Genomic DNA, 24302 nt, shown 5'->3' on the forward strand with positions numbered 1-24302 from the left:
CGCCGGTTGTCGGCCGCACGACCGGCGATTTCAAGACCTTCCGTGCGTGGCCCGGGCCTGTCTTTTCGGGACAGGCCCGATGCCAGCACCGGTCAGTAGGACCGCGCGACGTAAATCGTCTCGACCGCCGGCTCACCGGTGAAGGGACAGGTCCCCTGCGGCGCCGGAGCCCCCATCGGGGTGTTCCGGATCGTCAGCTTGAGCGCCTTGAGCTGGGCCACCACGGCGTCCAGCGCCGCGCCGGTGGGTCGGGACCAGCCCAGCTCGACCCAGCCCGGGTAGCGGTTGCCCTCGGCGAAGTAGGTGGCCACCCCTTCCAGCGTGGTCACGCCGCGCTCGATCTGGCCGTCGCGCCGGGCGGTCGCTTCGGCATGGAGGCTGCGCTGGATATCCTCCAGCTCCGCCGCCGCCGATGCCACGAAGTACTCGCGCGACTGGGCGACGAACTGGACCTTGCCGTCCTCGCGCCACAGCCGGTCGCGGCGCAGGGCCGAGACCTGGCCATTGGCGGCATCGCGTCCGCCGATCTCCAGGATCAGCGGCACGCCCTTCTTGACCCAGCCCCAGCGCTTCTGGGTGGCCTTGCCGGGGCGCTTGTCGAGCAGCACGCGGGTGCGTTCCCCCAGGGCGGTCAGCCTGGCCAGTTCGGCGCGAAGGTCCTCGCAATAGGCCAGCAGCGCGGCATCGCCGTCATCCTCGCGCAGCATCGGCAGGATCACGATCTGGTGCGGCGCGATCGCCGGGGGCACACGCAGTCCGTCATCATCGCCGTGGGTCATGATGACCCCGCCGATCATGCGGGTCGAGACCCCCCAGCTGGTGGTGTGGCACAGCGTCTGCTGGCCCTCGCGGTCCTGGTAGCGGATGCCCGCCGCCTCGGCGAAGGCGGTCCCCAGGTAATGCGAGGTGCCGGCCTGCAGCGCCTTGCCGTCCTGCATCATGGCCTCGATCGAATAGGTCGCGACCGCGCCCGGAAAGCGCTCATTCTCGGGCTTCTCGCCGGCGATCACCGGCATGGCCAGCACCTCTTCCGAGAAGCTGCGGTACATTTCGAGCGCGCGCAGCGTTTCGACCATGGCGTCCTCGCGGTCGGCGTGGGCGGTGTGCCCTTCCTGCCAGAGGAACTCGCTGGTGCGCAGGAACATGCGGGTGCGCATCTCCCAGCGGACCACGTTGGCCCACTGGTTGGTGAGCAGCGGCAGATCGCGCCACGACTGGATCCAGCGCGACATGGCGGCGCCGATCACCGTTTCCGACGTGGGGCGCACCACCAGCGGTTCTTCCAGCCTGGCTTCCGGATCGGGCACCAGCCCGCCCTTGCCGTCGCCGACCAGCCGGTGGTGCGTGACCACCGCCATCTCCTTTGCGAAGCCCTCGACGTGCTCGGCCTCCTTGGCGAAGTAGGACAGCGGGATGAACAGCGGGAAATAGCAGTTCTGGACGCCGGCATCCTTGATCCGGGCATCCATGATCTGCTGGATGCGCTCCCAGATGCCATAGCCCCACGGCTTGATCACCATGCAGCCGCGAACGCCCGATTCCTCGGCCATTTCGGCTTCTGATATCACCTCCTGATACCATGCCGCGAAATCACGGTCGCGGGTGACGGTCAGGGCGTGCTTGATCGCGGACGGCTTGGTGGCGGGCTGATTCATGGCCGCGCTGTTAGAGCATCGGTCCGGCCGGTGGGAACCCGTTATTTTCCGCAGTCGGCGAAGGGCCTACTTGGCGAGCTTGTCCAGCATGCGCTGCATCTCGGCCATCTGGGCCTTCAGCGCGGCCAGATCGTCCGTCGGCTTGTCCTCGGCCGGAGCCTCCCTGGCGGGCTGCGGCGCGCTGCCGTCGATCCCGGGCATGAAGGCGGCAGCGGCAGCCTTGAACATTTCCATGTTGCGCTGCGCGATCGCCGCCAGCGGATTGTTGCCCAGGCTTTCCTCGAAGGCCTTGCGCAGCTTGAGCTGGTTCTCGCGGAAATGATCCATCGAGGCTTCGAGGTAGTGCGGCAGCAGCGATTGCATCGAATTGCCGTACATCGCGATCAGCTGGCGCAGGAAGTTCACCGGCAGGATCTGCTCGCCGCCGTTGGCTTCCTCTTCCATGATGATCTGGGTGAGGATCGAATGGGTGATGTCGCCGCCGGTCTTGGCATCGACCACCTTGAAGTCGATCCCCTCGCGGGTCATCTTGGCAAGGTGGTCAAGCGTGATGTAGCTGGACGACTGGGTGTTGTAGAGCCGCCGGTTGGCGTACTTCTTGATGATCACCACATCGTCCTGATCGGTCGGCTTGTTGCCCATTTTGCGATTCCCCGCTGCCCGATTCGGCAATCCTCAGGGCCTAGCACCAGACTTGTTTGCAACGCAACACGGGCCATGCTGCGCAGCAAAAGGCGCAAGCCCGCCCCGGGCGGACCGGGGCCGCGAGGTCAGGGGCGCGCCAGCCGGGCGCCGAGTGTCGTCAGCAGCTCGTACTGCGACAGGCCGGTGATGCGGGCGGCGTCCGGAAGGTCGTAGTCGACCGTCACCCAGTCGCCTTCGCGGGCCTCCGGCGCCCGGGCCAGATCGATCACGGTCATGTCCATGGAGACCCGCCCCAGCACCGGCAACCGCGCCCCGCCCAGGGTGACCGAGCCCTTGCCCGACCAGGCCCGCAGATAGCCATCGGCATAGCCCAGCGCGATCACCCCCACGGTCATGGCGGCGGGGGCGACGAAGGTGGCGTTGTAGCCGACGCTGTCCCCGGCGGCCAGGTGGCGGACTTGCAGGATCGCCGCCTGGGGGCGGATCACGGGACGGATATGGTCGGCCAGGGCGGCGCAGGGCACGCCGCCGTAAAGGGCCAGGCCAGGCCGCGTCACATCGCCGTGATAGGCGCTGCCCAGGGCGATGCCGGCGCTGTTGGCCAGGCTGGCGCGCCGGTGCGGCAGGGCCCGGCGGGCGTCCTGCCAGCGACCGAGTTGCCGGGCGTTGAGCGGCGTGTCCTCCTCGGCCGAGGCCAGGTGCGACAGCAGGATGTCGATCTCCAACCCGTCCAGCGCGGGATCGCCCAGATCGGACAGCGGCAGGCCCAGCCGGTTGATGCCGCTGTCCACCATCAGGTGGCACGATCCCCCGCCGCATTCCCGCCAGCGCTGCACCTGGCCCAGCGAGTTGAGCACCGGGCGCACGCCGCTGGCCCGTGCCCAGTCCGCATCCGCCCTGGTCAGCGGACCATGCAGCACGGCAATGCTGGCCGGATCGACCAGGTCGGCGATGGTCGCGGCTTCCGCCCAGTGCGCCACGAAGAAATCACCGCATCCGGCGTCGGCAAGTGTGGCAACCGCCCGCCGGGCGCCCGTGCCATAGCCGTCCGCCTTCACCGCGGCCCCGGCCTGGGCCGTGCCCGAGAGGCGATCGAGCGCGCGCCAGTTGGCGGCCAGAGCCTCGCGGTCGAGCGTCAGGCGAAGCGGAGGGGGTGGGCAGCTCGGGTCGCTCGCTCGGTCAGCCGGCATCGGCGGCCCGGTGGTATGGGCTGTGGTCTGGGCTGTGGTCTGGGCTGTGGTCTGGGCTGAAGTCGCTCGGCTTGCCGCCCTTGAGTCCCCACAGGGCGACGATCAGCGCCACCAGCACGACACCCCACGTGTACCACAGGCCGTTGTAGGGGTTGCCGGTCTTGGCGACGATGTAGGTGGCAATGAACGGCAGGAACCCGCCGAAGTACCCGGTCCCGATGTGATAGGGGATTGACAGCGAACTGTAGCGGACCCGCGCCGGGAACATCTCGGCGAGCAGGGCAGCGACAGGGCCGTAGGTTGCTCCTGACAGGGCCATCAGCAGCAGCAGGGCCGCGACGATCCGCAGCGACTGGCCCAGGCTTGGCCGGATCTTCTCGGCGGTGAAGACCTTCTCCCCGGCCAGCGCGTCGATCGCGGCCTTGCGCGCCTTGGCGTCGGCCCAGTCGAGGTTGGCGACCGGCAAGGGCTTCCCGTCCATCGCCAGCCCCACGCTCGGGGCGGCGACCAGGCGATAACCCAGACCGGCGCCGGTGAAGTCCGCCATCAGGCGGGCACAGGGGCTTTCCTGCTTGGCGGCGAAGGCGCTGTAGGCGCAATCGGGGCCGGAGATGGTCCATTGCCGCTCGCCACCTTCGCGCGCCGTGCTGGCGCCCAGCAGCCAGTAGGCCGGGAACAGCAGCACCAGGGTCATGGCATAGCCGACGACAATCGGCAGCTTGCGGCCGACCCTGTCCGAAATGTGGCCGAACAGCAGGAAGAAGCCCATGCCTAGCGCCGCCGAGATCCCGACCAGGATTTCGGCCGTGGTGTCTTCCAGGTGCAGCGTGCCCTTGATGAAGCCCAGGCCCGAAAACATCGCCGTGTACCAGATGACCGTCAGCCCCGCGGCCACCCCGAACAGCGCGACAAAAATGCGTCGCGGATTGCCCGGATAGGTGAAGCTTTCCTTGAACGGGTTGCCGGCCACTTCCCCGGCTTCCTTCATCGCCTTGAACACCGGGCTTTCCGACAGCTTCAGGCGCATCCACAGCGACACGGCGAGCAACACCAGGCTGAGCAGGAAGGGCACGCGCCAGCCCCATTCCGTCCAGGTCTCCGCCGGCATCAGCGCCTTGCAACCGAGCACCACGACCAGGCTGAGGACGAAGCCCCCGACCACGCTGGCCTGGATGAAGCTGGTGTAGAAGCCGCGCCGGGCAAACGGCGCATGTTCGGCCACATAGATCGCGGCGCCGCCGTATTCGCCGCCCAGGGCGAGGCCCTGGAGGATGCGGAAGCCGATCACCAGGGCCGGCGCCGACCAGCCGATCGTCGCCGCCGAGGGCACCAGCCCGACGCCGGCCGTGGCCACGCCCATCAGCGTGACGGTGACCAGGAACGTGTACTTGCGGCCGAGCCGGTCCCCCAGATAGCCGAACACGATCGCGCCGAGCGGGCGGCAGCCGAAGCCCACCGCGAAGACCAGCCAGAACAGCAGCAGCTCCAGCGTGGGATTGCCCGAGGGAAAGAAGGTCTTCGACAGGATCGTGCTGAGCGTGCCGTAGATGAAGAAATCATACCATTCGAACACGGTCCCGGCCGAGGACGCGGCGATCACCAGACGCATGTCCGAGGCATTCGGCTCGTGATGGTCGTGGCCTGCCGTCTGACCTGCTGATGCGTTCATGCCTGTTCTGTCCTCCCCGTGGGCGCGGTGCGTTCTAGCGGCGGTTTGCCGACCGGGAAAGAGCGTCGAGCGCGGCATTCCAGGGCAGCAGGATCGCGCCGTGCCGCCCCGGAAAGGCCCGCGCCGGATCGAGCAGCGCCAGCCCGGGCCAGTCCGGCATCGCCCCCTCACCCGCCAGCCATTGCTCCAGCGCGGCCCGTGTCGCATCAAGTTCGGCGCGGTCGCGCCCCTTGACCCCGCGCAGGAAAAGGGCGGCGCTCGCCTGACCGATGGCGCAGGCCTGGGCGCGGGCCCCGCTCGCCACGACCCGTTCCCCCTCGCCCAGATCCAGCGACAGGTCCAGCGTGCTCCCGCAACTCGCCGAGCGGGCCCGACCCTGCCAGGGCATCGCGGGATCGAGCGGAGCGCCGGCCAGTTCTACCGCCAGGGCGAGGATTTCCGGCGTGTAAAGCCGGGTGACCGCGCTCATTCAGTCCGGCCGCGTGGGCTTGCGCCGGGCCTTGCGCGCGGGCCTGTCGCCGGCGGGCCTGTCGCGGGCGGGCTTTTCGGTTTCCAGATCGCCGTCGTCGGCCACGTCCCGGCTCGCAGCCTCGGCCGCCTCGCGCCGCCGTTCGCCGATCATGGTCACCAGCGCGTCGCTGCTGGCGTTGATGAAGGGATAGGTCCGCGATTGGGTGATCCAGTCGGGGCGACCATCGACGCCCCAGACCGTGTCGTAGCCCAGGACCAGGATGGAAAAGCCGATCACCGCGATCAGCATGCCCTTCACGGCTCCGAACCCGAAGCCGATGACCCGGTCGACCGGACCGAGGAACGAATTGCGGCTGGCCTGGCCCATCTTTCCGGCAATGAGCTTCACCACAAGATAGGGCACCAGCAGCAGCAGGGCGAAGGCCAGCACGGCATTGGCACCCATCCGGTCGCCCACATAGTCGATCAGCAGGCCGCTCAAGGGCGTGTGCAGATAGTGGATCGCCACCAGCGAGACAGCCCAGGCACACAGCGCCAGGACCTCCTGCACGAAGCCGCGCATGAAGCCCATGATCGCGCCGAAGCCCACCAGCACCAGCACGAAGATGTCGAATCCGGTCATGTCGCGGAACCTAGGTGCCGCCCATGATCCGGTCAACGAGCCGTGGCAGCATGGCGATATCGTAGCGGCGGATTCCCGATACTTCCGGGCCGCTGTCGACCGGGGCATAGGCGCTCTCGAAGCCCAGCTTGGCAGCCTCGCGCAGCCGGATGCCGCCATGCGCCACGGGGCGCACCTCGCCCGCGAGCGAGACCTCGCCGAACCAGGTCGAAGCGGCCGGGAGCGGCCGGTCGGCAAGGCCTGAGACCAGCGCGGCGGCGACGGCCAGATCGGCGGCGGGATCGCTCAGCCGATAGCCCCCGGCGACGTTGAGGTAGACCTCCGCAGTCGAGAAGTTGAGCCCGCAGCGCGCCTCGAGCACGGCAAGCAGCATGGCCAGCCGACCGCTGTCCCAACCCACCACGGCGCGGCGCGGGGTCGCCCCGCTTTGCAGGCGCACGATCAGGGCCTGGATCTCGACCAGGACGGGCCGCGTGCCTTCCATCGCCGGGAACACCGCCGATCCGGGGACCGGATCCTCGCGCCCCGACAGGAACAGCATCGAGGGATTGGACACCTCTTCCAGTCCCTGTCCCGCCATGGCGAAGACCCCGATCTCGTCGACCGGACCGAAGCGGTTCTTCAGGCTGCGCAGGATGCGGTACTGGTGGCTGCGTTCGCCTTCGAAGGCCATGACCACGTCGACCATGTGTTCCAGCACGCGCGGCCCGGCGATCGATCCGTCCTTGGTGACGTGTCCGACCAGCACCAGCGCGACGCCGTTCTCCTTGGCATAACGGATCAGCTCGAAGGCGCAGCCACGCACCTGGCTGACCGTCCCGGGGGCGCCCTCGATCTGGTCGGAATGCATGGTCTGGATCGAATCGATCACCAGCAGCGCCGGGGCATCCATGCTGCCCAGCGTGGTCAGGATGTCGCGCACCGAGGTGGCCGAGGCCAGGCTGATCGGAGCGCTGGCCAGGCCCAGCCGTTCGGCGCGCAGGCGCACCTGCCCGGCCGCCTCCTCGCCGCTGATATAGACCACCAGCCCCCCGCTCCGGGCGATCCGGGCCGAGGCCTGGAGCAGCAGGGTCGACTTGCCGATCCCCGGATCGCCGCCCATCAGGATCGCCGATCCGGGGACCAGCCCGCCGCCCAGGGCCCGGTCGAATTCGGCAAGACCCGTGGTGCGTCGCTGGGGCAGCATCCCCGGCGCGTCGAGCGGTTCGAAGGCGATCGGGCGCCCTCCCGACGACAGATCATGCCTGGTCGAGAACACCGTCTGCGGCGCGTCCTCGGTCAGGGTGTTCCACTCGCCGCAATCCGCGCATTGGCCCTGCCAGCGCGTGGCGACACTGCCGCAGGCGGAACAGACGTAACGGCGTTTGGGTTTGGCCATGCCCGGGCTGTAAACAGAACGTAATGGGAACGCAATTGCGTTCCGCCACGTTCCGGTCCATGTCCTAGCCATGCGGCAGAAGGAACTGCGGATCGCGCTGGTTTGCTACGGCGGAGTCAGCCTGGCGGTCTACATGCACGGGGTGACCAAGGAGCTGTGGAAGCTCGCCTGCGCCAGCCGTGCCTACCACGCCCGTGAGCCTCAGGCCGATGACAGCCAGCGCGTCTACCGCGCCTTGCTGGAGCACCTCGAAACCCGGCACGGCCTGCGCCTGCGGGTTCTTGCCGATATTGTCGCCGGGGCCAGCGCGGGCGGGATCAACGGCGTGTTCCTGGCCCAGGCGATCCATTCGGGGCAGTCGCTCGAACCGCTGACAGGCTTGTGGCTGGACAAGGCCGATGTCGACGTGCTGCTCGATCCGTCGGCCAAACCGGGCTGGCGCTTCGCCAAGTTCTGGGCTGCTCCCCTGATCTGGTTCGCGCTGAAGCGCCCGGGCAATGTCGTGGCGGAAAGCGTCGCGCCCGAAACCCGGTCCGAAGTGCGGGCCAAGCTGTCCCGCCTGATCCGTTCCCGCTGGTTCGACGCGCCGTTCGGCGGAATCGGATTTTCCCGCCTGATCGCCGATGCGCTTGACGCCATGGCCCGCACGACCGGGGCGGCTCCCCTGCTGCCCGCCGGCCACCCGTTGGACCTGTTCGTCACCGCCACCGACTTCAAGGGCCATGCCGAGACGATCACGCTGCACTCCCCCGCCCGGGTCGAGGAGCCGGAGCATCGCGTCTCGATCGGCTTTCGCGCGCCGACCCCGGCCGCGCCCGGCGGTGCCCTGGCCAATCCGCTCGAACTGGTCTTTGCGGCGCGGGCCACCGCCAGTTTCCCCGGGGCCTTTCCCGCGCTGCAGGTGGCCGAGCTTGATCGCCTGGCGGAGGAACGTGGGCGCCCGTGGCCCGGACGTGAGCCGTTCCTGCGGCGCCTGCTGCCCGGACGCGATGCCGAGGCCGACTTTGCCGGGCTGGCCCTGATCGACGGGTCCGTGCTGGTCAACGCGCCCTTTGCCGAAGCCATGGGCGTGCTGCGCGATCGCCCGGCCCAGCGCGAGGTCGATCGCCGGTTCGTCTACATCGACCCCCACCCGGATCGGGTGGGTGGCCTGCGTCGGGACGATCCGCGCCCGCCCAGCTGGTTCTCGGTGATTTTCGGTTCGCTGTCCTCGATTCCGCGCGAACAGCCGATCCGCGACAACCTGGATGTCCTGGCGATCCAGTCGCGCGAGATGGCGCGGCTGCGCAGCATCGTCGAGGCCCTGCGTCCCGAGGTCGAGGAGGCGGTCGAGCGCCTGTTCGGCCACACCCTGTTCCTGGATCACCCGACCGTGCGCCGCCTGGCCGCCTGGCGCGACAAGGCGCACGAGGCGGCGCGGCGGCAGGCGGGATTCACCTGGCACGGCTATGTCGAGCTGAAGTTCGCCGGGATCGTCGAGGCCCTGGCCGCGAACGTGGTTCAGGCGGTGCCGGCCCTGACCCAGGAGACCGCGGCCGGGGCCCTGATGGATCACTTGCGGCGCCAGGGCATGGGCCGCCTGGCCTCGTCCGAAGGGTTGGTGACACCAGCCGCGGTGGCGTTCCTGCGTGCGCACGACCTGTCGTTCCGGATCCGCCGCCTGCGTCTGCTCGCCCGCCGTCTGAGCGAGGACTGGGAGGATGATCCGACCATTCCGGAAGACGCCCGTCACGCCGCCCGCGATGCGATCTATCGCGCCATGTCGCTGTACTTCGACAAGGACGGGATCAGTGCCCTGGGGGATGATTTCGCGGCCCATGCCGCGCGGGTGGCCGAAGATCCGGGGGCGGTGCTGGACCTGATCGCCGCCCGCCGCCAGCTCGTCGCGGCGGACATGGTGGCCGACGCGATCCTTGCCGAGGCCATGGCGGTGATGCCCAAGCCGCTGCGCCGCAAGGTGCTGCTGACCTATCTCGGCTTCCCCTATTTCGATGCGGTGACCCTGCCGCTGATGCGCGGCGAGGGTCTGACCGAGTTCGATCCGGTCAAGGTCGACCGGATCTCGCCCGAGGACTGCCTGTCGATCCGGGCCGGAGGCGCCCAGGCGACGCTGCGGGGGGTGGAGTTCTACAACTTCGGCGCCTTCTTCAGCCGGGCCTATCGGGAGAACGACTATCTCTGGGGCCGTCTGCACGGTGCCGAGCGGATGATCGATCTGGTCGCCTCTGCCCTGCCCCCCGCCAACGCGCTCGACGAGGGCGAGGTCCGGCAGTTCAAGCGCGCGGCCTTCCTGGCGATCCTCGACGAGGAGGAACCGCGTTTGCGCGCCGATCCCGGGCTGGTTCCGGCGATCCGGCGCGAGGTGGAGGCGCGGATGGCGTGATGGAGGGCAGCCCGGGCGGAACTGGCACAGTCCGCGAACCGGGCTCGCCCCCTACTCCGTCAGATCGCTCCAGGCATCCTTGATCCGATCGAAAAAGCCGCGTGATTGCGGGCATTCCTCGCCGGTCTCGGTGGCTTGCAGCTCGCGCAGCAGTTCCTTCTGCCGGGCGGTCAGGCGGGTCGGCGTTTCGACCAGAATCTCGATGATCAGGTCGCCGCGGCCGCGTCCCTGCAGCACCGGCATGCCGGCGCCACGCTGGCGCAGTTGCTTGCCCGACTGGATACCGGCGGGGATCGAGATGGCCAGCCGGGCACCGTCCAGCCCGGGGATCTCGATCTCGCCCCCCAGGGCCGCGGTGGTGAAGCTGATCGGCACCCGCGTCAGCAGGGTGGTGCCGTCGCGCTCGAACACCTTGTGCCGCCGGGTGTGGATGAAGATGTAGAGGTCGCCCGGGGGCGAGCCGAAGGGCCCCGCCTCGCCCTTTCCGGCCAGCCGGATGCGGGTGCCGGTGTCCACGCCCGGCGGGATCTGCACCTCGACCGTCTGCGGCTTGTCGACGCGCCCCTCACCGCCGCATGACCGGCATGGGCTTTCGATCACCTCGCCCCGGCCGTGGCAGGTCGGGCAGGTCCGCTCGACCATGAAGAAGCCCTGCTGGGCGCGCACCTTGCCGTGGCCGCCGCACAGGTTGCAGCGGCGGGTGCCGGTGCCCGGCGTGGCGCCCGATCCGCCGCAGGGATCGCAGGGCGAAGACACCTCGATCTCGATCGCGGCGGTCTTGCCATGGAACGCCTCATCCAGGCTGATTTCCATGTCATAGCGCAAATCGGCGCCGCGCCGCGCCTGCTGGCGTCCGCCTCCGCCGCCAAAGGCATTGCCGAAGATCGTCTCGAAGATGTCGCCGATGTCGGAGAAGCCTTCCCCTCCGCCAAATCCGCCGCCGCCGGCCCCGCCCTGCTGGAAGGCGGCATGGCCATAGCGATCATAGGCGGCACGCTTCTGCGGATCCTTGAGGCAATCGTAAGCCTCGTTGATCTGCTTGAAGCGCGCCTCGCTCTCGGTGCAGCCCGGATTGCGGTCCGGGTGGAACTTCATCGCCAGCTTGCGATAGGCGCTTTTCAGCGTCGCATCATCGGCGGTCCGCTCAACCTCGAGCAGTTCGTAATAGTCGATTTCGGCCGACACGGTCAGTCCCCCCGAACCTTCCCGTCACCGCCGCGGGGGCGGCGATGACGGGCATGGATCGTCCTGTGCATCAGGCCTTGTTGTCGTCGACTTCCGAGAACTCGGCGTCGACCACGTCGTCATCGCCCTGCGGCGCCTCGGCACCCGGCGAGGCCGCCGCGGCCTGTTCCTTCTCGTAGATCGCCTGGCCCATCTTCATGGCCACTTCGGTCAGGGCCTGGGTCTTGGCGGTCATCTCGGCCGGATCGTTGCTCTCGATCGCGGTCTTGGCCGCGGCGATCGCGGCCTCGACCTCAGCCTTCAGCCCGGCGTCGATCTTGTCGCCGTTCTCCTCGAGCTGACGCTCGGTGGCATGGACCAGGCTGTCGGCGTTGTTGCGCGCCTCGGCCGCCTCGCGCCGCTTCTTGTCTTCCTCGGCGAAGCGCTCGGCATCCTTGACCATCTGGTCGATGTCGGCGTCGCTGAGCCCGCCCGAGGCCTGGATGCGGATCTGCTGTTCCTTGCCCGTGCCCTTGTCCTTGGCGCTGACGTTGACGATGCCGTTGGCGTCGATGTCGAAGGTCACCTCGATCTGCGGCACGCCGCGACGGGCCGGCGGAATGCCGAGCAGATCGAACTGGCCCAGCAGCTTGTTGTCCTGCGCCATCTCGCGCTCGCCCTGGAAGACCCGGATCGTCACCGCCTGCTGGTTGTCCTCGGCGGTCGAGTAGATCTGGCTCTTCTTGGTGGGGATCGTGGTGTTGCGGTCGATCATCTTGGTCATGATGCCGCCCAGCGTCTCGATCCCCAGCGACAGCGGGGTCACGTCGAGCAGCAGCACGTCCTTGACGTCACCCTGCAGCACGCCGGCCTGGATCGCCGCGCCCATCGCGACCACCTCGTCCGGGTTCACGCCGGTGTGGGGTTCCTTGCCGAAGAACTCCTTCACCGCATCGCGCACCTTGGGCATGCGGGTCATGCCGCCGACCAGCACCACGTCGTCGATGTCCGAGGCCTTGAGGCCCGCGTCGGCCAGCGCCTTGCGGCACGGCTCCATGGTCCGCGCGATCAGGTCGGCCACCAGCTTTTCCAGGTCGGCGCGGGTGATCGTCTCCACCAGGTGGAGCGGCGTGGTGGCGCCGCCTTCCATGCGGGCGGTGATGAACGGCAGGTTGATCTCGGTGGTCTGGGCCGAGGACAGCTCGATCTTGGCCTTCTCGGCGGCCTCCTTCAGCCGCTGCAGGGCCAGGCGGTCGGACTTCAGGTCCAGGCCTTCCTTGGCCTTGAACTTGTCGGCCAGGTACTCGACCAGCTTGGTGTCGAAGTCCTCGCCGCCCAGGAAGGTGTCGCCGTTGGTCGACTTCACCTCGAACACGCCGTCGCCGATCTCGAGGATCGACACGTCGAAGGTGCCGCCACCCAGGTCATAGACCGCGATGGTCTTGCCGTCGTTCTTCTCGAGGCCATAGGCGAGCGCGGCCGCCGTCGGCTCGTTGATGATGCGCAGCACTTCCAGACCCGCGATCTGCCCGGCGTCCTTGGTCGCCTGCCGCTGCGCGTCGTTGAAGTAGGCGGGCACGGTGATCACCGCCTGGGTGACGGTCTCGCCCAGATAGCTCTCGGCGGTTTCCTTCATCTTCTGCAGGGTGAAGGCCGAGATCTGCGAGGGGCTGTAATCCTGCCCGCCGGCCTGGACCCAGGCGTCGCCGTTCTTGCCCTTGACGATGTGGTAGGGGACCAGCTCGGTGTCCTTCTGGGTCACCGGATCGTCATGCCGACGGCCGATCAGGCGCTTCACCGCGAAGATCGTGTTGTCCGGATTGGTGACCGCCTGGCGCTTCGCCGGCTGGCCGATCAGACGCTCGCCGTCCTTGGTGAAGGCGACGATCGAAGGCGTGGTGCGCGCGCCTTCCGAATTCTCGATGACCTTCGGCTTGCCGCCATCCATGACGGCCACGCAGCTGTTGGTGGTGCCGAGGTCGATGCCGATGACTTTACCCATTATACCCCATTCCTCACGTCGCTAGGTGACACCGCGCAGATGGTCTCCCCGGGCTGGGCAAGACCCCTCGGCGGCTCGTTGACGGGGGCGATATAGGTGTGCTTTCGCTCGGCACAAGAGCCGCCCGGTTTGAGTCGGGCCAACACCATCGCATGCCCTGAAAGGTTGTCTCATGCGCTCCTGCGTCCGCGTTCTGCCGCTTGTCCTTGTCGCCGCGCTGTCGGCCTGCGGGGATGGCAAGCCGGTCGCCCCGCAGCCAACCGGGAGCGCCGCGGTTGCGCCCGAGGCCAAGCCGGGTCTGGCCCTGACCGGGGGCAGGCTGGTCCTGCCCGCGGTCAAGGGCAATCCCGGCGCGGTCTACTTCGTGCTGCGCAACGGATCGGACAAGCCGGTGACCCTCGCCGCGGTCGACGTGGCGGGCGCCGGGATGGCGATGCTGCACGAAACCACCCAGGCCGACGGCCATTCCACCATGGCCGAGCTGAAGGATCCGGTCATCGCCCCGGGGGCCACCCTTGAGCTTGCCCCGGGGGGCAAGCATGTGATGCTGGACGGCGTCCCGGCCGACTGGAAGCCGGGAGGCACCGCCGAACTGACCCTGGTCTTTGCCGACGGGGACAAGCTTTCAGCGCAGCTCAAGGTCGAAGCGCCGGGTGGCGACTGATCGGGACGGCCATCGGCTCGCCCGGGGGGAGGTCCGACCGCTGACAGCGGGCGAAACCGCCCTGGCACGGGACATTTTCGGCAGCGCCCTCGAACCCGCAGGCGTCACGGTCCGTCGCCGCAAGTGGTTTCCCTTTCAGCCGCGGCAGACCGTTATGGCCCCGTGCGGGCACATCCATTTCCATCCCGCGGGAAGCCTCTACTGCGATGACTTTTCCACCGCCGGGCCGTCCGCCCAAGGGCTGTTCGTCCACGAGCTGACCCACGTCTGGCAGACCCAGCGACACGGTCGCTGGTGGCTGCCGCTGCGCCGCCACCCGTTCTGCCGCTACGATTACACGCTCAAGGCCGACTGGCCGATCGAGCGCTACGGCATCGAGCAGCAGGCCGAAATCGTCCGCCACGCCTGGTTCAGCCGCATGGGCTGGCGGATCCCGGATGATCACTCGCCCGAGATCCTGGATTGTCTGCTGCGCTCGGTTCAGCAGCGCACGCGGCGCTCGTAACCGTCTCGGTCGATCCGGTAACAACGGCCGTTCTTCTTCACCACCGAGCCGACCGCCGCGCCCGCTGCTGCGCCGATCGCGGCGCCGGTGGCGACGTCGCCCCCGGTCGCGGCACCGATCACGGCACCTCCCACCCCGCCGGCCAGGGCGCCCTCACCGGCGTAGTTGCCGGCGCAGCCCGACAGGGCCATGGCTCCAACGGCGGCCACGGGAAGAAACTTGCTGATAGGCATGGCACAATCTCCTGGTTCGTCGCGCAGGCAACGAGCCGGGAAAGTGCCGGGTTCCCGCACCCGCCGCGACCGGGCGGGTGGCAGGCTCAGTCGGGCTTCTTGGCCACCGCCACCATGGCCGGACGCAGCAGGCGGTCCTTGATCATGTACCCGGCCTGCAGTTCCTGCAGCACGGTGCCCGGCTCCGCATCGGCCGAGGGGACCTCGATCATCGCCTGGTGCTGGTTGGGGTCCAGCGGCAGCCCCATGGCGGCGATCCGCGTGATGCCGTGGCTGGCGAACACCTTCTCGATCTCGCGCCCCGTGGCTTCGAGCCCGGCGACCAGGTTCTTGAACTTGTCGTCCTCGCGCATGTCGGCGGGGATCGCCTCGAGCGCGCGCGACAGGTTATCCGCCACCGAGAGGATGTCGCGGGCAAAGGCCGTCGCGGCATAGGCGCGGGCATCGGCGATGTCCTTTTCCAGCCGGCGCCGGACGTTCTGCGTTTCAGCCTTGGCGTAAAGCACGTCCTGGCGCGCGGCTTCCAGATCGTTGCGCAGCGCATCCAGCGCGGCTTCCAGCGTTTCTCCGGCGGCTTCGGCGGAGTGGGTCGTGTCCTCGGCGGCCGCCGGGTTATCCTGCGGCTTGGTGTCTTCGCTCATGTTCCGTGATGTTCCAGCTATCCGATCAGCTTGCCCAGGGACTGGGCCGTGAAGTCTACCATGGGGACGACTCGCGCATAATTCAACCGCGTAGGACCGATTACCCCCACCACTCCGATCACCCGGCCTTCGCGATCGCGATAGGGTGAAGCGATCACGGCCGAGCCGGAAAGCGCGAACAGCCGGTTCTCGGCGCCGATGAAGATGCGGGTCGCCTCGGCCTCGCGCGCGGCCTCGAGCAGTTCGGCAACCGACTGCTTGTTCTCCAGATCGTCCAGCAGCGAGCGGACCCGCTCCAGATCGTCCAAGGCCGCCGGATCGAGCAGGTTGGCCTGCCCCCGCACGATCAGCACCGGGCGCTGGCTGGCGTCTTCGCTCCACACGGCCAGGCCGCGTTCGACCAGATCGCGGCTCGCCGTATCCAGCGCGGTGCGCCCGGCGGCGATGTCGGCGCGGATCGCCGCGACCGCCTGGGCCAGGGTGCGACCGCCCAGCCGGGCCGAGAGATAGTTCGACGCCTCTTGCAGGGCGCTGGCGGTCACGCCCGGGGGAATGTCGACCACCCGGTTCTCGACCGCGCCATCCTCGCCGACCAGGATCGCCAGGGCCCTTCCCGGCGCCAGTGCCACCAGTTGGAGGTGCTGCAGCACGGGCTCGCGCCGGGGCACCATGACCAGCCCGGCACAGGCCGACAGGTCCGACAGCAGCGCCGAGGTGGCGGCCAGGGCGGCTTCGACCGGCCCCGGCGCCGTAAGCCGCCGGACGATTGCCGCGCGCTCCTCGGCGGTCGGCTCGGCCACCTGCATCATCCCGTCGACGAACAGGCGCAGGCCCACTTCGGTCGGCATGCGGCCGGCGCTGGTGTGGGGCGCCGCCAGCAGCCCCAGCATTTCCAGGTCGTGCAGGACCGACCGGATCGAGGCCGGGGACAACTTCAGCCCTCCGGCCCCGGCCAGGGTCTTCGAACCGACCGGCTGCCCCGATTCCAGATAGCCTTGCACCGCCAGACGGAAGATCTCGCGGGCACGGTCGGTCAGTTCGGTGATGGGCACAGTGGGCATTTTTCCAGTCCCCTATTTAAGCTGTGCTCTTGCAGCCTCAAGCCCGAAGCGCCAAACGCGCGGGCGATCATCCGTTCCATTCCCTTGCGAGGACTTCTCCGATGCGCCCTTCCGGCCGTGCGCCCGACGAAATGCGGACCCTGTCGTTCGAACCGCACTACACCAAACATGCCGAAGGATCGGTGCTGGTTTCCTTCGGTGACACGAAAGTGATCTGCACCGCCAGCGTCGAGGAGAAGGTTCCGCCCTTCCTGCGCGGCAAGGGCGAAGGCTGGGTCACGGCCGAATACTCGATGCTGCCCCGCGCCACGCACACCCGCGGCAGCCGCGAGGCGGCGAAGGGCAAGCAGTCGGGCCGGACCCAGGAAATCCAGCGGCTGATCGGCCGGTCCTTGCGCGCCGTGTGCGATTTTAAGAAGCTGGGTGAGCGGCAGATCGTGCTCGACTGCGACGTCATCCAGGCTGACGGGGGCACCCGCACCGCCTCGATCTCGGGCGCCTGGGTGGCGCTGCGCATCGCGATCGACAAGCTGATGGCCCAGGGCCTGATCAAGGAAGACCCGATGACCGCCAAGGTCGCGGCGGTGTCTTGCGGCATTCACCAGGGCACCCCGGTGCTCGACCTGGACTACATCGAGGACAGCGCGGCCGACGCCGACGCCAACTTCGTTCTGATCGAGGGTGGCAAGATCGCCGAGGTCCAGGCCACGGCCGAAGGCGCGACCTACGACGAAGAGGGCCTGCTGCGCCTGCTGCGCCTCGCGCGGATCGGCTGCGAGCGGATCTTCGCCGCCCAGGCCGAGGCCGTGGCCCGGGCCAAGGGCTGAGCCATGGCCGCGACCGCGGGGCACAGGCTCGCCGGCAAGCTCGTCATCGCCACGCACAACGCGGGCAAGCTGCGCGAAATCTCCGCCCTGCTGGCGCCCTATGGTGTTGACTGCGTTTCGGCTGGCGAGCTGGGTCTGCCCGAACCGGCCGAGACCGGCACGAGCTTTGTCGAGAATGCCCTGATCAAGGCGCGGGTCGCGGCCGAGGCGGCGGGCCTGCCCGCGCTCGCCGACGATTCGGGCCTTTGCGTGGTCGCGCTCGGCGGGCGCCCGGGGGTCTACACCGCCGACTGGGCGGAACGGCAGTGGTTCGAGGGCGAGCCGGGCCAGGACTGGCAGGGTCGCGACTGGTACATGGCGATGGGCAAGGTCGAAGGGCTGCTGGCCGAGCAGGGGCCCAGCGTCGATCGGTCCGGGTGGTTCGCCTGCGTGCTGGCGATCGCCTGGCCCGACGGGGCGAGCGCGGTCTATGAGGGCCGGGTCGACGGCACGCTCACCTGGCCGCCGCGCGGCGCGCTGGGGTTCGGTTATGATCCGGTGTTCGTTCCCCTGGGCGGAACCCTGACCTTCGCCGAGATCGACCCCGCCGACAAGCACCGCATCAGCCACCGTGCGGATGCCTTCGCCAAGCTGGTCGCGGACCAGTTTGCGGACTGACCTGTCCTACACCCCTGGGCCGTGTCATGCTGCGCACGGCTCTTTCCCATCGTCGATCCGCCACGGGTGTCGCGATCCCGCACCCGGAACGTTTGGCGATCGGGTCGTTTGCAAACTCGACTGTTGAGCCCCCTCCCCGCTGCGACTAGCCCCACCTGCGGCAGGGCAAGTCTCGCTCCCCTCCCCGTTGGGGAGGGGATGGGGGTGGGGGTTCCAGGCTTGTGTTTGCAATCCACCCAATCCCCAAACTTTTGCCATGCTTTCTGTGGGTGATCTTTGTGAAGTTCGCGGTCTTGCATCCCCCCGCTCCCTGCCGGAGGGTGATCGGGACAGGGGCGCGCTTGAAACGGGTTTTGGAACGGGGCTTGGTGCGATAGGGGATCACGATGGCCCGAGCGCTTTACATCCACTGGCCGTTCTGCCTGAAGAAGTGCCCTTACTGCGACTTCAACAGCCATGTCCGTGACAGCGTCGACTACGCCCATTGGCAGGCGGCGCTGCTGGCCGACATGCGGCACGAGGCATTGCTGGCCGGGGGTGAGCCGCTGGAGAGCATCTTCTTCGGCGGGGGCACCCCTTCGCTGATGCCCCCGGCGCTGGTCGCCGCCCTGCTGGCCGAGGCCGAGCGGCTGTGGGATTTTGCCCCGGGGATCGAGATCACGCTCGAAGGCAACCCCTCGTCGGTCGAGGCCGGACGCTTCGCCGATCTGGCCGTGGCCGGGATCAACCGGGTATCGCTCGGGCTGCAGGCGCTCGACGATGCGGCGCTGCGGTTTCTGGGCCGCCTGCACGGCGTGGCCGAGGGGCTGGCCGCACTGGACGTGGCCCAGCGCCATTTCGGGCGGGTCAGCTTCGATCTGATCTATGCCCGGCCCGACCAGACGGCGGCACAATGGCAGGCCGAACTGGAGCGCGCGCTGGGCTTCGGCACCGGTCACCTCTCGCTCTACCAACTGACCATCGAGCCGGGCACCCGCTTCGCCACCATGGTCCGCGACGGCGCCTTCACGCCGCTCGACGATGACCAGGCCGCCGACCTGTTCGACCTGACCCGGGCCATGACCGCCGCCCGCGGGCTTCCCGCCTACGAGATCAGCAACCATGCCTGCCCGGGTGAGGAGAGCCGCCACAACCTGACCTACTGGCGTTACCAGGACTATGCCGGGATCGGCCCGGGCGCCCATGGCCGGCGCGGGGGACGGGCCACCGTGCGCCATCGCAAGCCGGAGAACTGGCTCGCCGCCGTGGCCGGGCAGGGCCACGGCGTGGCGGAGGAGCGCGCGCTGCCGCTGGTCGAGCAGGCGAGCGAGGCCCTGCTGATGGGACTGCGTCTGACCGAGGGGATCGATCTGGCCGCGCTCTCCCGGCGCTGCGGACTGGCCGAGGCGGACCTGATCGACCGCGACCGCTTCGCCTTCTACCAGCGCCAGGGCCTGGTCTGGGCGGCCGGGGAGCGGATCGGGGTCGCGCCGGGCGGGGTCTCGGTCCTCGATGCCCTGCTGGGCGAGCTGGTTCCGGCCGGGCTGGTGGCCTCGTGAGCTCCCGGGCCGAGCTGCTGGAGGCCTGGCACGGGCATCTCGCGCACGGCCGCCGCCGCTCGCCGCATACGGTTCGCGCCTATGTCGCCACGGCGGCCCGCCTGCTGGACGGACGGCCCGACGCGGACTGGACCGATCTGGCGACCCTTGACGGCCCTGCCCTGCGCCAGCACCTCGCGGCGCGCCGTGGGGACGGGTTGGCCAATATCTCGGCCGCCCGCGAACTCTCGGCGCTGAAGGCCTTCCTCGCCTTCGCCCGGGCCCAGGCCGGGGTGCCCGAAGCCCAGGCCCCGCGGGTCCGTGCGCCCCGGGTGAAGAAGAGCATCCCCCGCCCGATCACGCCCGATGACGCGGTTAGCCTGGCGGCCATGGTCCATGACGAGGCGAACGCGGAGTGGATCGGTGCGCGCGATCGCGCCGTGCTGCTCCTGCTCTATGGCAGCGGCCTGCGCATTGCCGAGGCCCTGGCCCTGACCGGTGCGGCCCTGCCGCTGGGTGAGACGATTGTCGTCACCGGCAAGGGCAGCAAGCAGCGGATGGTCCCGGTCCTCCCCCTCGTGCGCGAGGCCGTGGCCGACTACGTCGCCAAGTGCCCCTGGCCGATCACGCGGGAGACGGCCCTGTTCCGCGGGGCCCGGGGCGGTCCGCTGGCGCCGGGACTGGTGCAGAAGGCGGTGGCCCGCGCCCGGATCGCACTGGGCCTGCCCGACAGCGCGACTCCGCACGCCCTGCGGCACAGCTTCGCCACCCACCTGCTGGGCGCGGGGGCGGACCTGCGCAGCCTGCAGGAACTGCTCGGCCACGCCAGCCTGGGCTCGACCCAGATCTACACCAGGGTCGATGCCGCCACCCTGCTCGACGTCTATCGCCATGCCCACCCGCGTGAACAGTAACCGTCAGTGCCGGCTCAGTCGCGCGGGCGCCAGGTGATCACGCGCCACAGATACCACACGACGAACAGCCCGGTCAGGCCGAGCACGGCATAACCGATCACGTCCTCGAAGGCGGACAGGTACTGCGCGACCAGCCGTCCGCCGTGGATCAGCAGGGTATTCCACACCGCCGCCCCGGCGAAGGTGAACAGCAGGAAGCGGCCATGGCGCATGTGCGCGAGCCCGGCCGGCAGCGAGATCATCGTGCGCAGGAACGGTGAAAAGCGCATGGCGAAGACCACCCACTGGCCATGGCGCTGGAAGAAGGCGGTGGCCCGCTCCACGTCGTGCCAGTCCATGGTCAGCCATCGGCCCCAGCGCCCGACGATCGGTTTCAGCCGCTGGTAACCGAAGCGGTCACCCAGCAGAAACCAGACGTAATTGCCCAGGGTCGATCCGGCCGTGCCGACAAACAGCAGCGGCCAGAAGCGCATCGAGCCATGGGCCACGGCAATTCCCCCCATGCCCATGATCAGCTCCGATGGGATCGGCGGGAACACGTTCTCCAGCACCATCAGCACGAAGATGCCAGCGTATCCGCCCTGTTCGATCAGGTGGATGATCCAGTCGTTCATGTCGCTCCGGGCCGGAATTGCGCGTGGCCTTCGACAGGCTCAGGCTGAGCGGGATATGGGTCTGGACGGTCCCAGCGCGGCCTGGTTCCATTACCCCCGGAGCATCGCCGCATGGCGGGTCTCGATCGCATCCCAGATCAGGCCGCCGGTATCGCTGCCATTGAACCGGTCGATCGCGACGATCCCGGTGGGACTGGTGACGTTGATTTCGGTCAGCCACTCGCCGCCGATCACGTCGATCCCCACGAAGACCAACCCCTGCTGCTTCAGCACCGGCCCCAGAGCGGCGCAGATCTCCTCCTCGCGGGCGGTCAGATCGCAGGGCTCGGCGGATCCGCCGACCGCCAGGTTGGAGCGAAACTCCCCCTCGCCCGGCTTGCGGTTGATCGCCCCGGCCACCTCGCCATCGACCAGCACGATCCGCTTGTCACCTTTGGCCACGCCGGGAAGGAAAGGCTGGACCATGAACGGTTCGACCCAGGCATTGTGGAACATCTCGATCAACGCGCCCAGGTTGCTGCCGTCGGCCGGGATCCGGAACACGGCCTTGCCGCCATTGCCGTGCAAGGGCTTGATCACCAGATCGCCACCCAGGCCCTGAGCGATATTGCGCGCCTGAAACGCTTTCACATCCTCGATCCGCCGGGCCACCAGGGTCGGCGGCATGAACCGGGCGAAGTCCAGCACCATGACCTTCTCCGGCGCATTGCGCACCGACACCGGATCGTTGACCACCAGTGTCTCGCCAGCGAGCCGCTCAAGGATATGGGTTCCGGTGATGTAGCCCAGGTCGAACGGGGGATCCTGGCGCATCAGCACCACGTCGATCTCGGCGCCGAGATCGATCTTCCGATAGTCCCCGCGCTGAAAGTGATCGCCCGCAACGCGCTGGACGGTGACGGGAGCCGCCCAGGCCGTCACGCGCCCGCCCGCACCGCTCATCGTATCATAGGCCAGGCTGCCAACGTCGTAGTGCCACAGTTCATGCCCCCTCGCCTGCGCGGCGAGCATCAGGTGGAAGCTCGAATCCCCGTTGATATTGATCGTTTCGAGCGGGTCCATCTGGACCGCGACGCGCAGGGTCATGGGCATTCCTGTTCCGATCGAGGGCGCTCAGGCGAGCGAGGCGTTGGCGATGTGGCGCGGCCAGCGGCCGGGTGCAAGCAGGATCGCATCGATCCGCACCGTATCGCCCGCGCCGGCATAGCGGGCGGCAACGGCCTCGGCACAGGCCACCACCCGGCGCAGACGGTGCTGGTCGAGCGCTCCGGCCAGCTCATCGGCGGTCCGCCGCCACTTGACCTCGACGAAGGCGACCACCCGGCCGCGTCGCGCCACCAGGTCAACCTCTCCCCGGGCGGTTCGTACCCGCCGGGCGACGATGCGCCAGCCCTTCAGGCGGAGGTACCAGCCGGCAAGAACCTCGCCGCGCCGTCCTGACCGCTCCGCCGCCTGCCGGGTCACTTCAGCTCCAGCGCCCGGGCGTAGAGCTGCTTGCGGTCAAGACCGGTGGCCTTCGCGACCTGCCCCGCCGCCTGCGAGGGCTTGCCGGTGGCCAGGGCGGCGCGCAGCAGCGCGTCGACATCGGCCTCGCCGGGCGGCTCGGCCTCGCCCGGCGGCGCGACCAGCAGCACGATCTCGCCCCTGGCTGGGTGCGCCTCGTAGTGAGCGATCAGGTGCTGCACGGTGCCGGTCCGGCAATCCTCGAAGCGTTTGGTCAGCTCGCGCGCCACGGCCACCTCGCGGCCCGGCAGGGTGCGCCCGATCGCAGCCAGGCTGTCGATCAACCGTGGCGCGGTTTCGTAGAACACCAGGGTGGCCCGCACTGCGGCCAGCTCCTGCAGAACATCGCCGCGGGCCTTGTCCTTGTTGGGCAGGAAACCGGCGAACAAAAAGCGGTCGCTCGGCAGCCCGGACAGGGTCAGCGCCACGGTCGCCGCGCTCGGCCCGGGGATGCTGGTCACGGCCACTCCACGCGCCCGGGCCTCGCGCACCAGGCGATAGCCCGGATCGGAGATCAGCGGGGTGCCGGCATCACTGACCAGGGCCAGGGGAGAGGTGGCTGCGATCTGTAAAAGATGGTCTCGCGTGGCATCGCTGGCGTGATCGTCGTAGCGGATGAGCCGCTGCTTCAGGCCCAGCAGTTGAAGCAGTTTTCCAGTAACCCTCGTATCCTCGCAAGCCACCGCGGCGACGGAACCGAGTGTGTCCTTCGCGCGTTGCGACACGTCGCCCAGATTGCCAATCGGCGTGGCGACGATGTAGAGCCCGGGTTCGAGAGGCGTGGCCATGATCGCGCTCATGGACCACGATAGGAGGGTGCGGCAAGGATGTTCGGCGGGAAATTCGATCGGCGCGGCCTGCTCGTCAGCGGTGCCCTGGCTCTGGTGGCGGGCTGCACCGTTGTCCCCAAGGCTCCCCCCGTCGCTCCCGCGCCGGAACAGCCGAGCGCCACGACCCTGCCGGCCGATCAGCAGCGCCACCGGGTGGCCTTGCTGGTGCCGCTGTCCGGCCCCAACGCGGCGGTGGGGCAAAGCCTTGCCAATGCCACGACCATGGCCCTGCTCGACACCGGTGCGGGCAACCTGCGCCTGACCACTTACGATACCGCAGCCGGCCCGGCCGTGGCCGCCACGCGCGCGATTGCCGACGGCAACAAGCTGATCCTCGGCCCGCTGATGGGGGACGAGGCCACGGCCGCCGCTGCCGTGGCGCTTCCCGCCCGGGTGCCGATCATTGCCTTTTCGAACGATATCGGGGTGGCCTCGCCCGGCACCTTCATCATGGGCAGCCTGCCCGAACAGTCCATCGCCCGCACGGTGCGCTTCGCCCGGTCGCGCGGGCTCAGCCGGTTCGCGGCCCTCGTGCCCGATGGCGAGTATGGCCAGCGCGCCGCCGCCGCGTTCCACACCGCGGTGCTGGAAGCCGGCGGCACGGTCGTCGCCACCGAAACCTATGCGCGGGGCAACACCTCGGTGGTCAGCGCGGCCCGCCGGCTGCGCACCCGCGGGGCCTTCGACGCCGTGCTGATCGGTGACAGCGGGCGGTTCGCGGCGCTCGCCGCGCCGGCCTTCAAGGGCGCAAAGACCCCGGTGCGGCTGCTCGGCACCGAACTGTGGAGCGGCGACGGCGCCGCGATCGGCGGCGCGGCCCTTGCCGGGGCGTGGTACTCCGCCGTGCCCGACGGGCGTTTCCTGCAATTCGCCGACAGCTACCAGTCGCGCTTCGGCGCCAAGCCCTACCGCATCGCGACCCTGGGCTATGACGCGGTGCTGCTGACCTTGCGGGTCGCACGCGAATGGAAGCCGGGCTCGGTCTTTCCGACCGGGCGGTTGGGCGACCGCGGCGGGTTTCTTGGGCTGGACGGTCCGTTCCGGTTCGCCGAGAACGGCCGGGTCGAGCGCGCGTTCGAGGTGAACGAGGTGCGGGTCGGTGGGGTCACGACGGTCAGCCCTGCCCCGGCGCGCTTCCAGGATTGACCCGGTCGGCG

Annotated in this window: 24 protein-coding genes; 8 read left to right on the top strand and 16 right to left on the bottom strand. The window is 69.0% G+C overall.

Annotated features, from left to right (window positions below):
* Positions 1–92: 92 nt before the first annotated feature.
* The 7 genes from H7F49_RS10150 to radA all read right to left on the bottom strand — a co-directional run bounded on the left by H7F49_RS10150 (position 93) and on the right by radA (position 7630).
* The gene (locus H7F49_RS10150; RefSeq protein ID WP_185683482.1) at positions 93–1655 is read right to left on the bottom strand and encodes an aminoacyl--tRNA ligase-related protein; all 1563 of its coding nucleotides are present in this window, start codon (positions 1653–1655) and stop codon (positions 93–95) included.
* Positions 1656–1721: 66 nt separating this feature from the next.
* On the bottom strand, positions 1722–2297 hold the full coding sequence (gene phaR, locus H7F49_RS10155; RefSeq protein WP_185683483.1) for a polyhydroxyalkanoate synthesis repressor PhaR: 576 nt from the start codon (positions 2295–2297) through the stop codon (positions 1722–1724).
* Between the two features lie 128 nt (positions 2298–2425).
* Positions 2426–3490 (bottom strand): alanine racemase, encoded by a 1065-nt coding sequence (alr, locus tag H7F49_RS10160; protein WP_185683484.1) that lies wholly within the window; start codon positions 3488–3490, stop codon positions 2426–2428.
* Positions 3480–5159, bottom strand: coding sequence for an MFS transporter (locus tag H7F49_RS10165; RefSeq protein ID WP_185683485.1), 1680 nt, complete (start codon positions 5157–5159; stop codon positions 3480–3482). Before H7F49_RS10165 ends, alr begins: the two co-directional genes overlap by 11 nt.
* A 34-nt stretch (positions 5160–5193) precedes the next feature.
* A complete protein-coding gene (locus H7F49_RS10170; RefSeq protein ID WP_185683486.1) occupies positions 5194–5628 on the bottom strand; it encodes an iron-sulfur cluster assembly scaffold protein in 435 nt (144 codons plus the stop codon).
* The gene (locus H7F49_RS10175) at positions 5629–6252 is read right to left on the bottom strand and encodes a CvpA family protein (RefSeq protein WP_185683487.1); all 624 of its coding nucleotides are present in this window, start codon (positions 6250–6252) and stop codon (positions 5629–5631) included. It abuts the gene before it with no gap.
* A gap of 10 nt (positions 6253–6262) precedes the next feature.
* Positions 6263–7630, bottom strand: a complete 1368-nt coding sequence (gene radA, locus H7F49_RS10180; protein ID WP_185683488.1) for a DNA repair protein RadA — start codon at positions 7628–7630, stop codon at positions 6263–6265.
* Between the two features lie 70 nt (positions 7631–7700).
* Between radA and H7F49_RS10185 the strand changes: the two genes are divergently transcribed.
* The gene (locus H7F49_RS10185) at positions 7701–10013 is read left to right on the top strand and encodes a patatin-like protein (protein WP_185683489.1); all 2313 of its coding nucleotides are present in this window, start codon (positions 7701–7703) and stop codon (positions 10011–10013) included.
* Positions 10014–10064: 51 nt separating this feature from the next.
* Here H7F49_RS10185 and dnaJ read toward each other — a convergent pair whose 3' ends face one another.
* A complete protein-coding gene (gene dnaJ / locus H7F49_RS10190) occupies positions 10065–11198 on the bottom strand; it encodes a molecular chaperone DnaJ (RefSeq protein ID WP_185683490.1) in 1134 nt (377 codons plus the stop codon).
* Between the two features lie 70 nt (positions 11199–11268).
* Positions 11269–13179: a molecular chaperone DnaK gene (gene dnaK, locus H7F49_RS10195; RefSeq protein WP_185683491.1), complete on the bottom strand. Its 1911-nt coding sequence runs from the start codon at positions 13177–13179 to the stop codon at positions 11269–11271.
* A 172-nt stretch (positions 13180–13351) separates the two neighbouring features.
* Between dnaK and H7F49_RS10200 the strand changes: the two genes are divergently transcribed.
* Positions 13352–13843 (top strand): copper chaperone PCu(A)C, encoded by a 492-nt coding sequence (locus tag H7F49_RS10200; RefSeq protein WP_185683492.1) that lies wholly within the window; start codon positions 13352–13354, stop codon positions 13841–13843.
* Positions 13833–14348 (top strand): vgr related protein, encoded by a 516-nt coding sequence (locus tag H7F49_RS10205; protein ID WP_185683493.1) that lies wholly within the window; start codon positions 13833–13835, stop codon positions 14346–14348. Before H7F49_RS10200 ends, H7F49_RS10205 begins: the two co-directional genes overlap by 11 nt.
* On the opposite strand, the gene H7F49_RS10210 is transcribed toward H7F49_RS10205, so the two are convergent.
* The 3 genes from H7F49_RS10210 to hrcA all read right to left on the bottom strand — a co-directional run bounded on the left by H7F49_RS10210 (position 14324) and on the right by hrcA (position 16283).
* Positions 14324–14581 (bottom strand): glycine zipper domain-containing protein, encoded by a 258-nt coding sequence (locus H7F49_RS10210; RefSeq protein ID WP_185683494.1) that lies wholly within the window; start codon positions 14579–14581, stop codon positions 14324–14326. The two genes, H7F49_RS10205 and H7F49_RS10210, sit on opposite strands and share 25 nt — an antisense overlap.
* 86 nt (positions 14582–14667) lie before the next feature.
* Complete coding sequence (grpE, locus tag H7F49_RS10215) at positions 14668–15222, bottom strand: nucleotide exchange factor GrpE (protein WP_185683495.1); 555 nt, start codon at positions 15220–15222, stop codon at positions 14668–14670.
* Between the two features lie 17 nt (positions 15223–15239).
* The gene (gene hrcA, locus H7F49_RS10220) at positions 15240–16283 is read right to left on the bottom strand and encodes a heat-inducible transcriptional repressor HrcA (RefSeq protein ID WP_185683496.1); all 1044 of its coding nucleotides are present in this window, start codon (positions 16281–16283) and stop codon (positions 15240–15242) included.
* 101 nt (positions 16284–16384) lie between these two features.
* Here hrcA and rph point away from each other — a divergent pair, with 101 nt between their 5' ends.
* The 4 genes from rph to H7F49_RS10240 all read left to right on the top strand — a co-directional run bounded on the left by rph (position 16385) and on the right by H7F49_RS10240 (position 20198).
* Entirely contained in the window at positions 16385–17110 is a 726-nt protein-coding gene (gene rph, locus H7F49_RS10225) for a ribonuclease PH (protein ID WP_185683497.1), read from the top strand.
* Between the two features lie 3 nt (positions 17111–17113).
* On the top strand, positions 17114–17767 hold the full coding sequence (rdgB, locus tag H7F49_RS10230) for an RdgB/HAM1 family non-canonical purine NTP pyrophosphatase (RefSeq protein ID WP_185683498.1): 654 nt from the start codon (positions 17114–17116) through the stop codon (positions 17765–17767).
* Positions 17768–18153: 386 nt separating this feature from the next.
* Positions 18154–19305 carry a radical SAM family heme chaperone HemW gene (gene hemW / locus H7F49_RS10235; protein WP_185683499.1) on the top strand — a complete coding sequence of 384 codons (1152 nt, stop codon included), beginning with the start codon at positions 18154–18156 and terminating at the stop codon, positions 19303–19305.
* Positions 19302–20198, top strand: coding sequence for a tyrosine recombinase XerC (locus tag H7F49_RS10240; protein WP_185683500.1), 897 nt, complete (start codon positions 19302–19304; stop codon positions 20196–20198). The genes hemW and H7F49_RS10240 overlap by 4 nt, the downstream gene beginning before the upstream one ends.
* Before the next feature lie 14 nt (positions 20199–20212).
* Here H7F49_RS10240 and H7F49_RS10245 read toward each other — a convergent pair whose 3' ends face one another.
* From H7F49_RS10245 to rsmI, 4 genes are all read right to left on the bottom strand, one after another.
* A complete protein-coding gene (locus tag H7F49_RS10245) occupies positions 20213–20812 on the bottom strand; it encodes a DedA family protein (RefSeq protein WP_185683501.1) in 600 nt (199 codons plus the stop codon).
* Positions 20813–20902: 90 nt separating this feature from the next.
* Entirely contained in the window at positions 20903–21898 is a 996-nt protein-coding gene (gshB, locus tag H7F49_RS10250; RefSeq protein WP_185683502.1) for a glutathione synthase, read from the bottom strand.
* A 27-nt stretch (positions 21899–21925) separates the two neighbouring features.
* Positions 21926–22276, bottom strand: a complete 351-nt coding sequence (locus H7F49_RS10255; protein WP_185683503.1) for a YraN family protein — start codon at positions 22274–22276, stop codon at positions 21926–21928.
* Positions 22273–23103 carry a 16S rRNA (cytidine(1402)-2'-O)-methyltransferase gene (rsmI, locus tag H7F49_RS10260; protein WP_185683531.1) on the bottom strand — a complete coding sequence of 277 codons (831 nt, stop codon included), beginning with the start codon at positions 23101–23103 and terminating at the stop codon, positions 22273–22275. The genes H7F49_RS10255 and rsmI overlap by 4 nt, the downstream gene beginning before the upstream one ends.
* Positions 23104–23142: 39 nt before the next feature.
* On the opposite strand from rsmI, the gene H7F49_RS10265 reads away from it, so the two are divergent.
* Positions 23143–24291 carry a penicillin-binding protein activator gene (locus H7F49_RS10265; RefSeq protein ID WP_185683504.1) on the top strand — a complete coding sequence of 383 codons (1149 nt, stop codon included), beginning with the start codon at positions 23143–23145 and terminating at the stop codon, positions 24289–24291.
* Positions 24292–24302 lie beyond the last annotated feature (11 nt).

The sequence above is a fragment of the Novosphingobium aerophilum genome, from assembly GCF_014230305.1.
Classification (GTDB): domain Bacteria; phylum Pseudomonadota; class Alphaproteobacteria; order Sphingomonadales; family Sphingomonadaceae; genus Novosphingobium; species Novosphingobium aerophilum.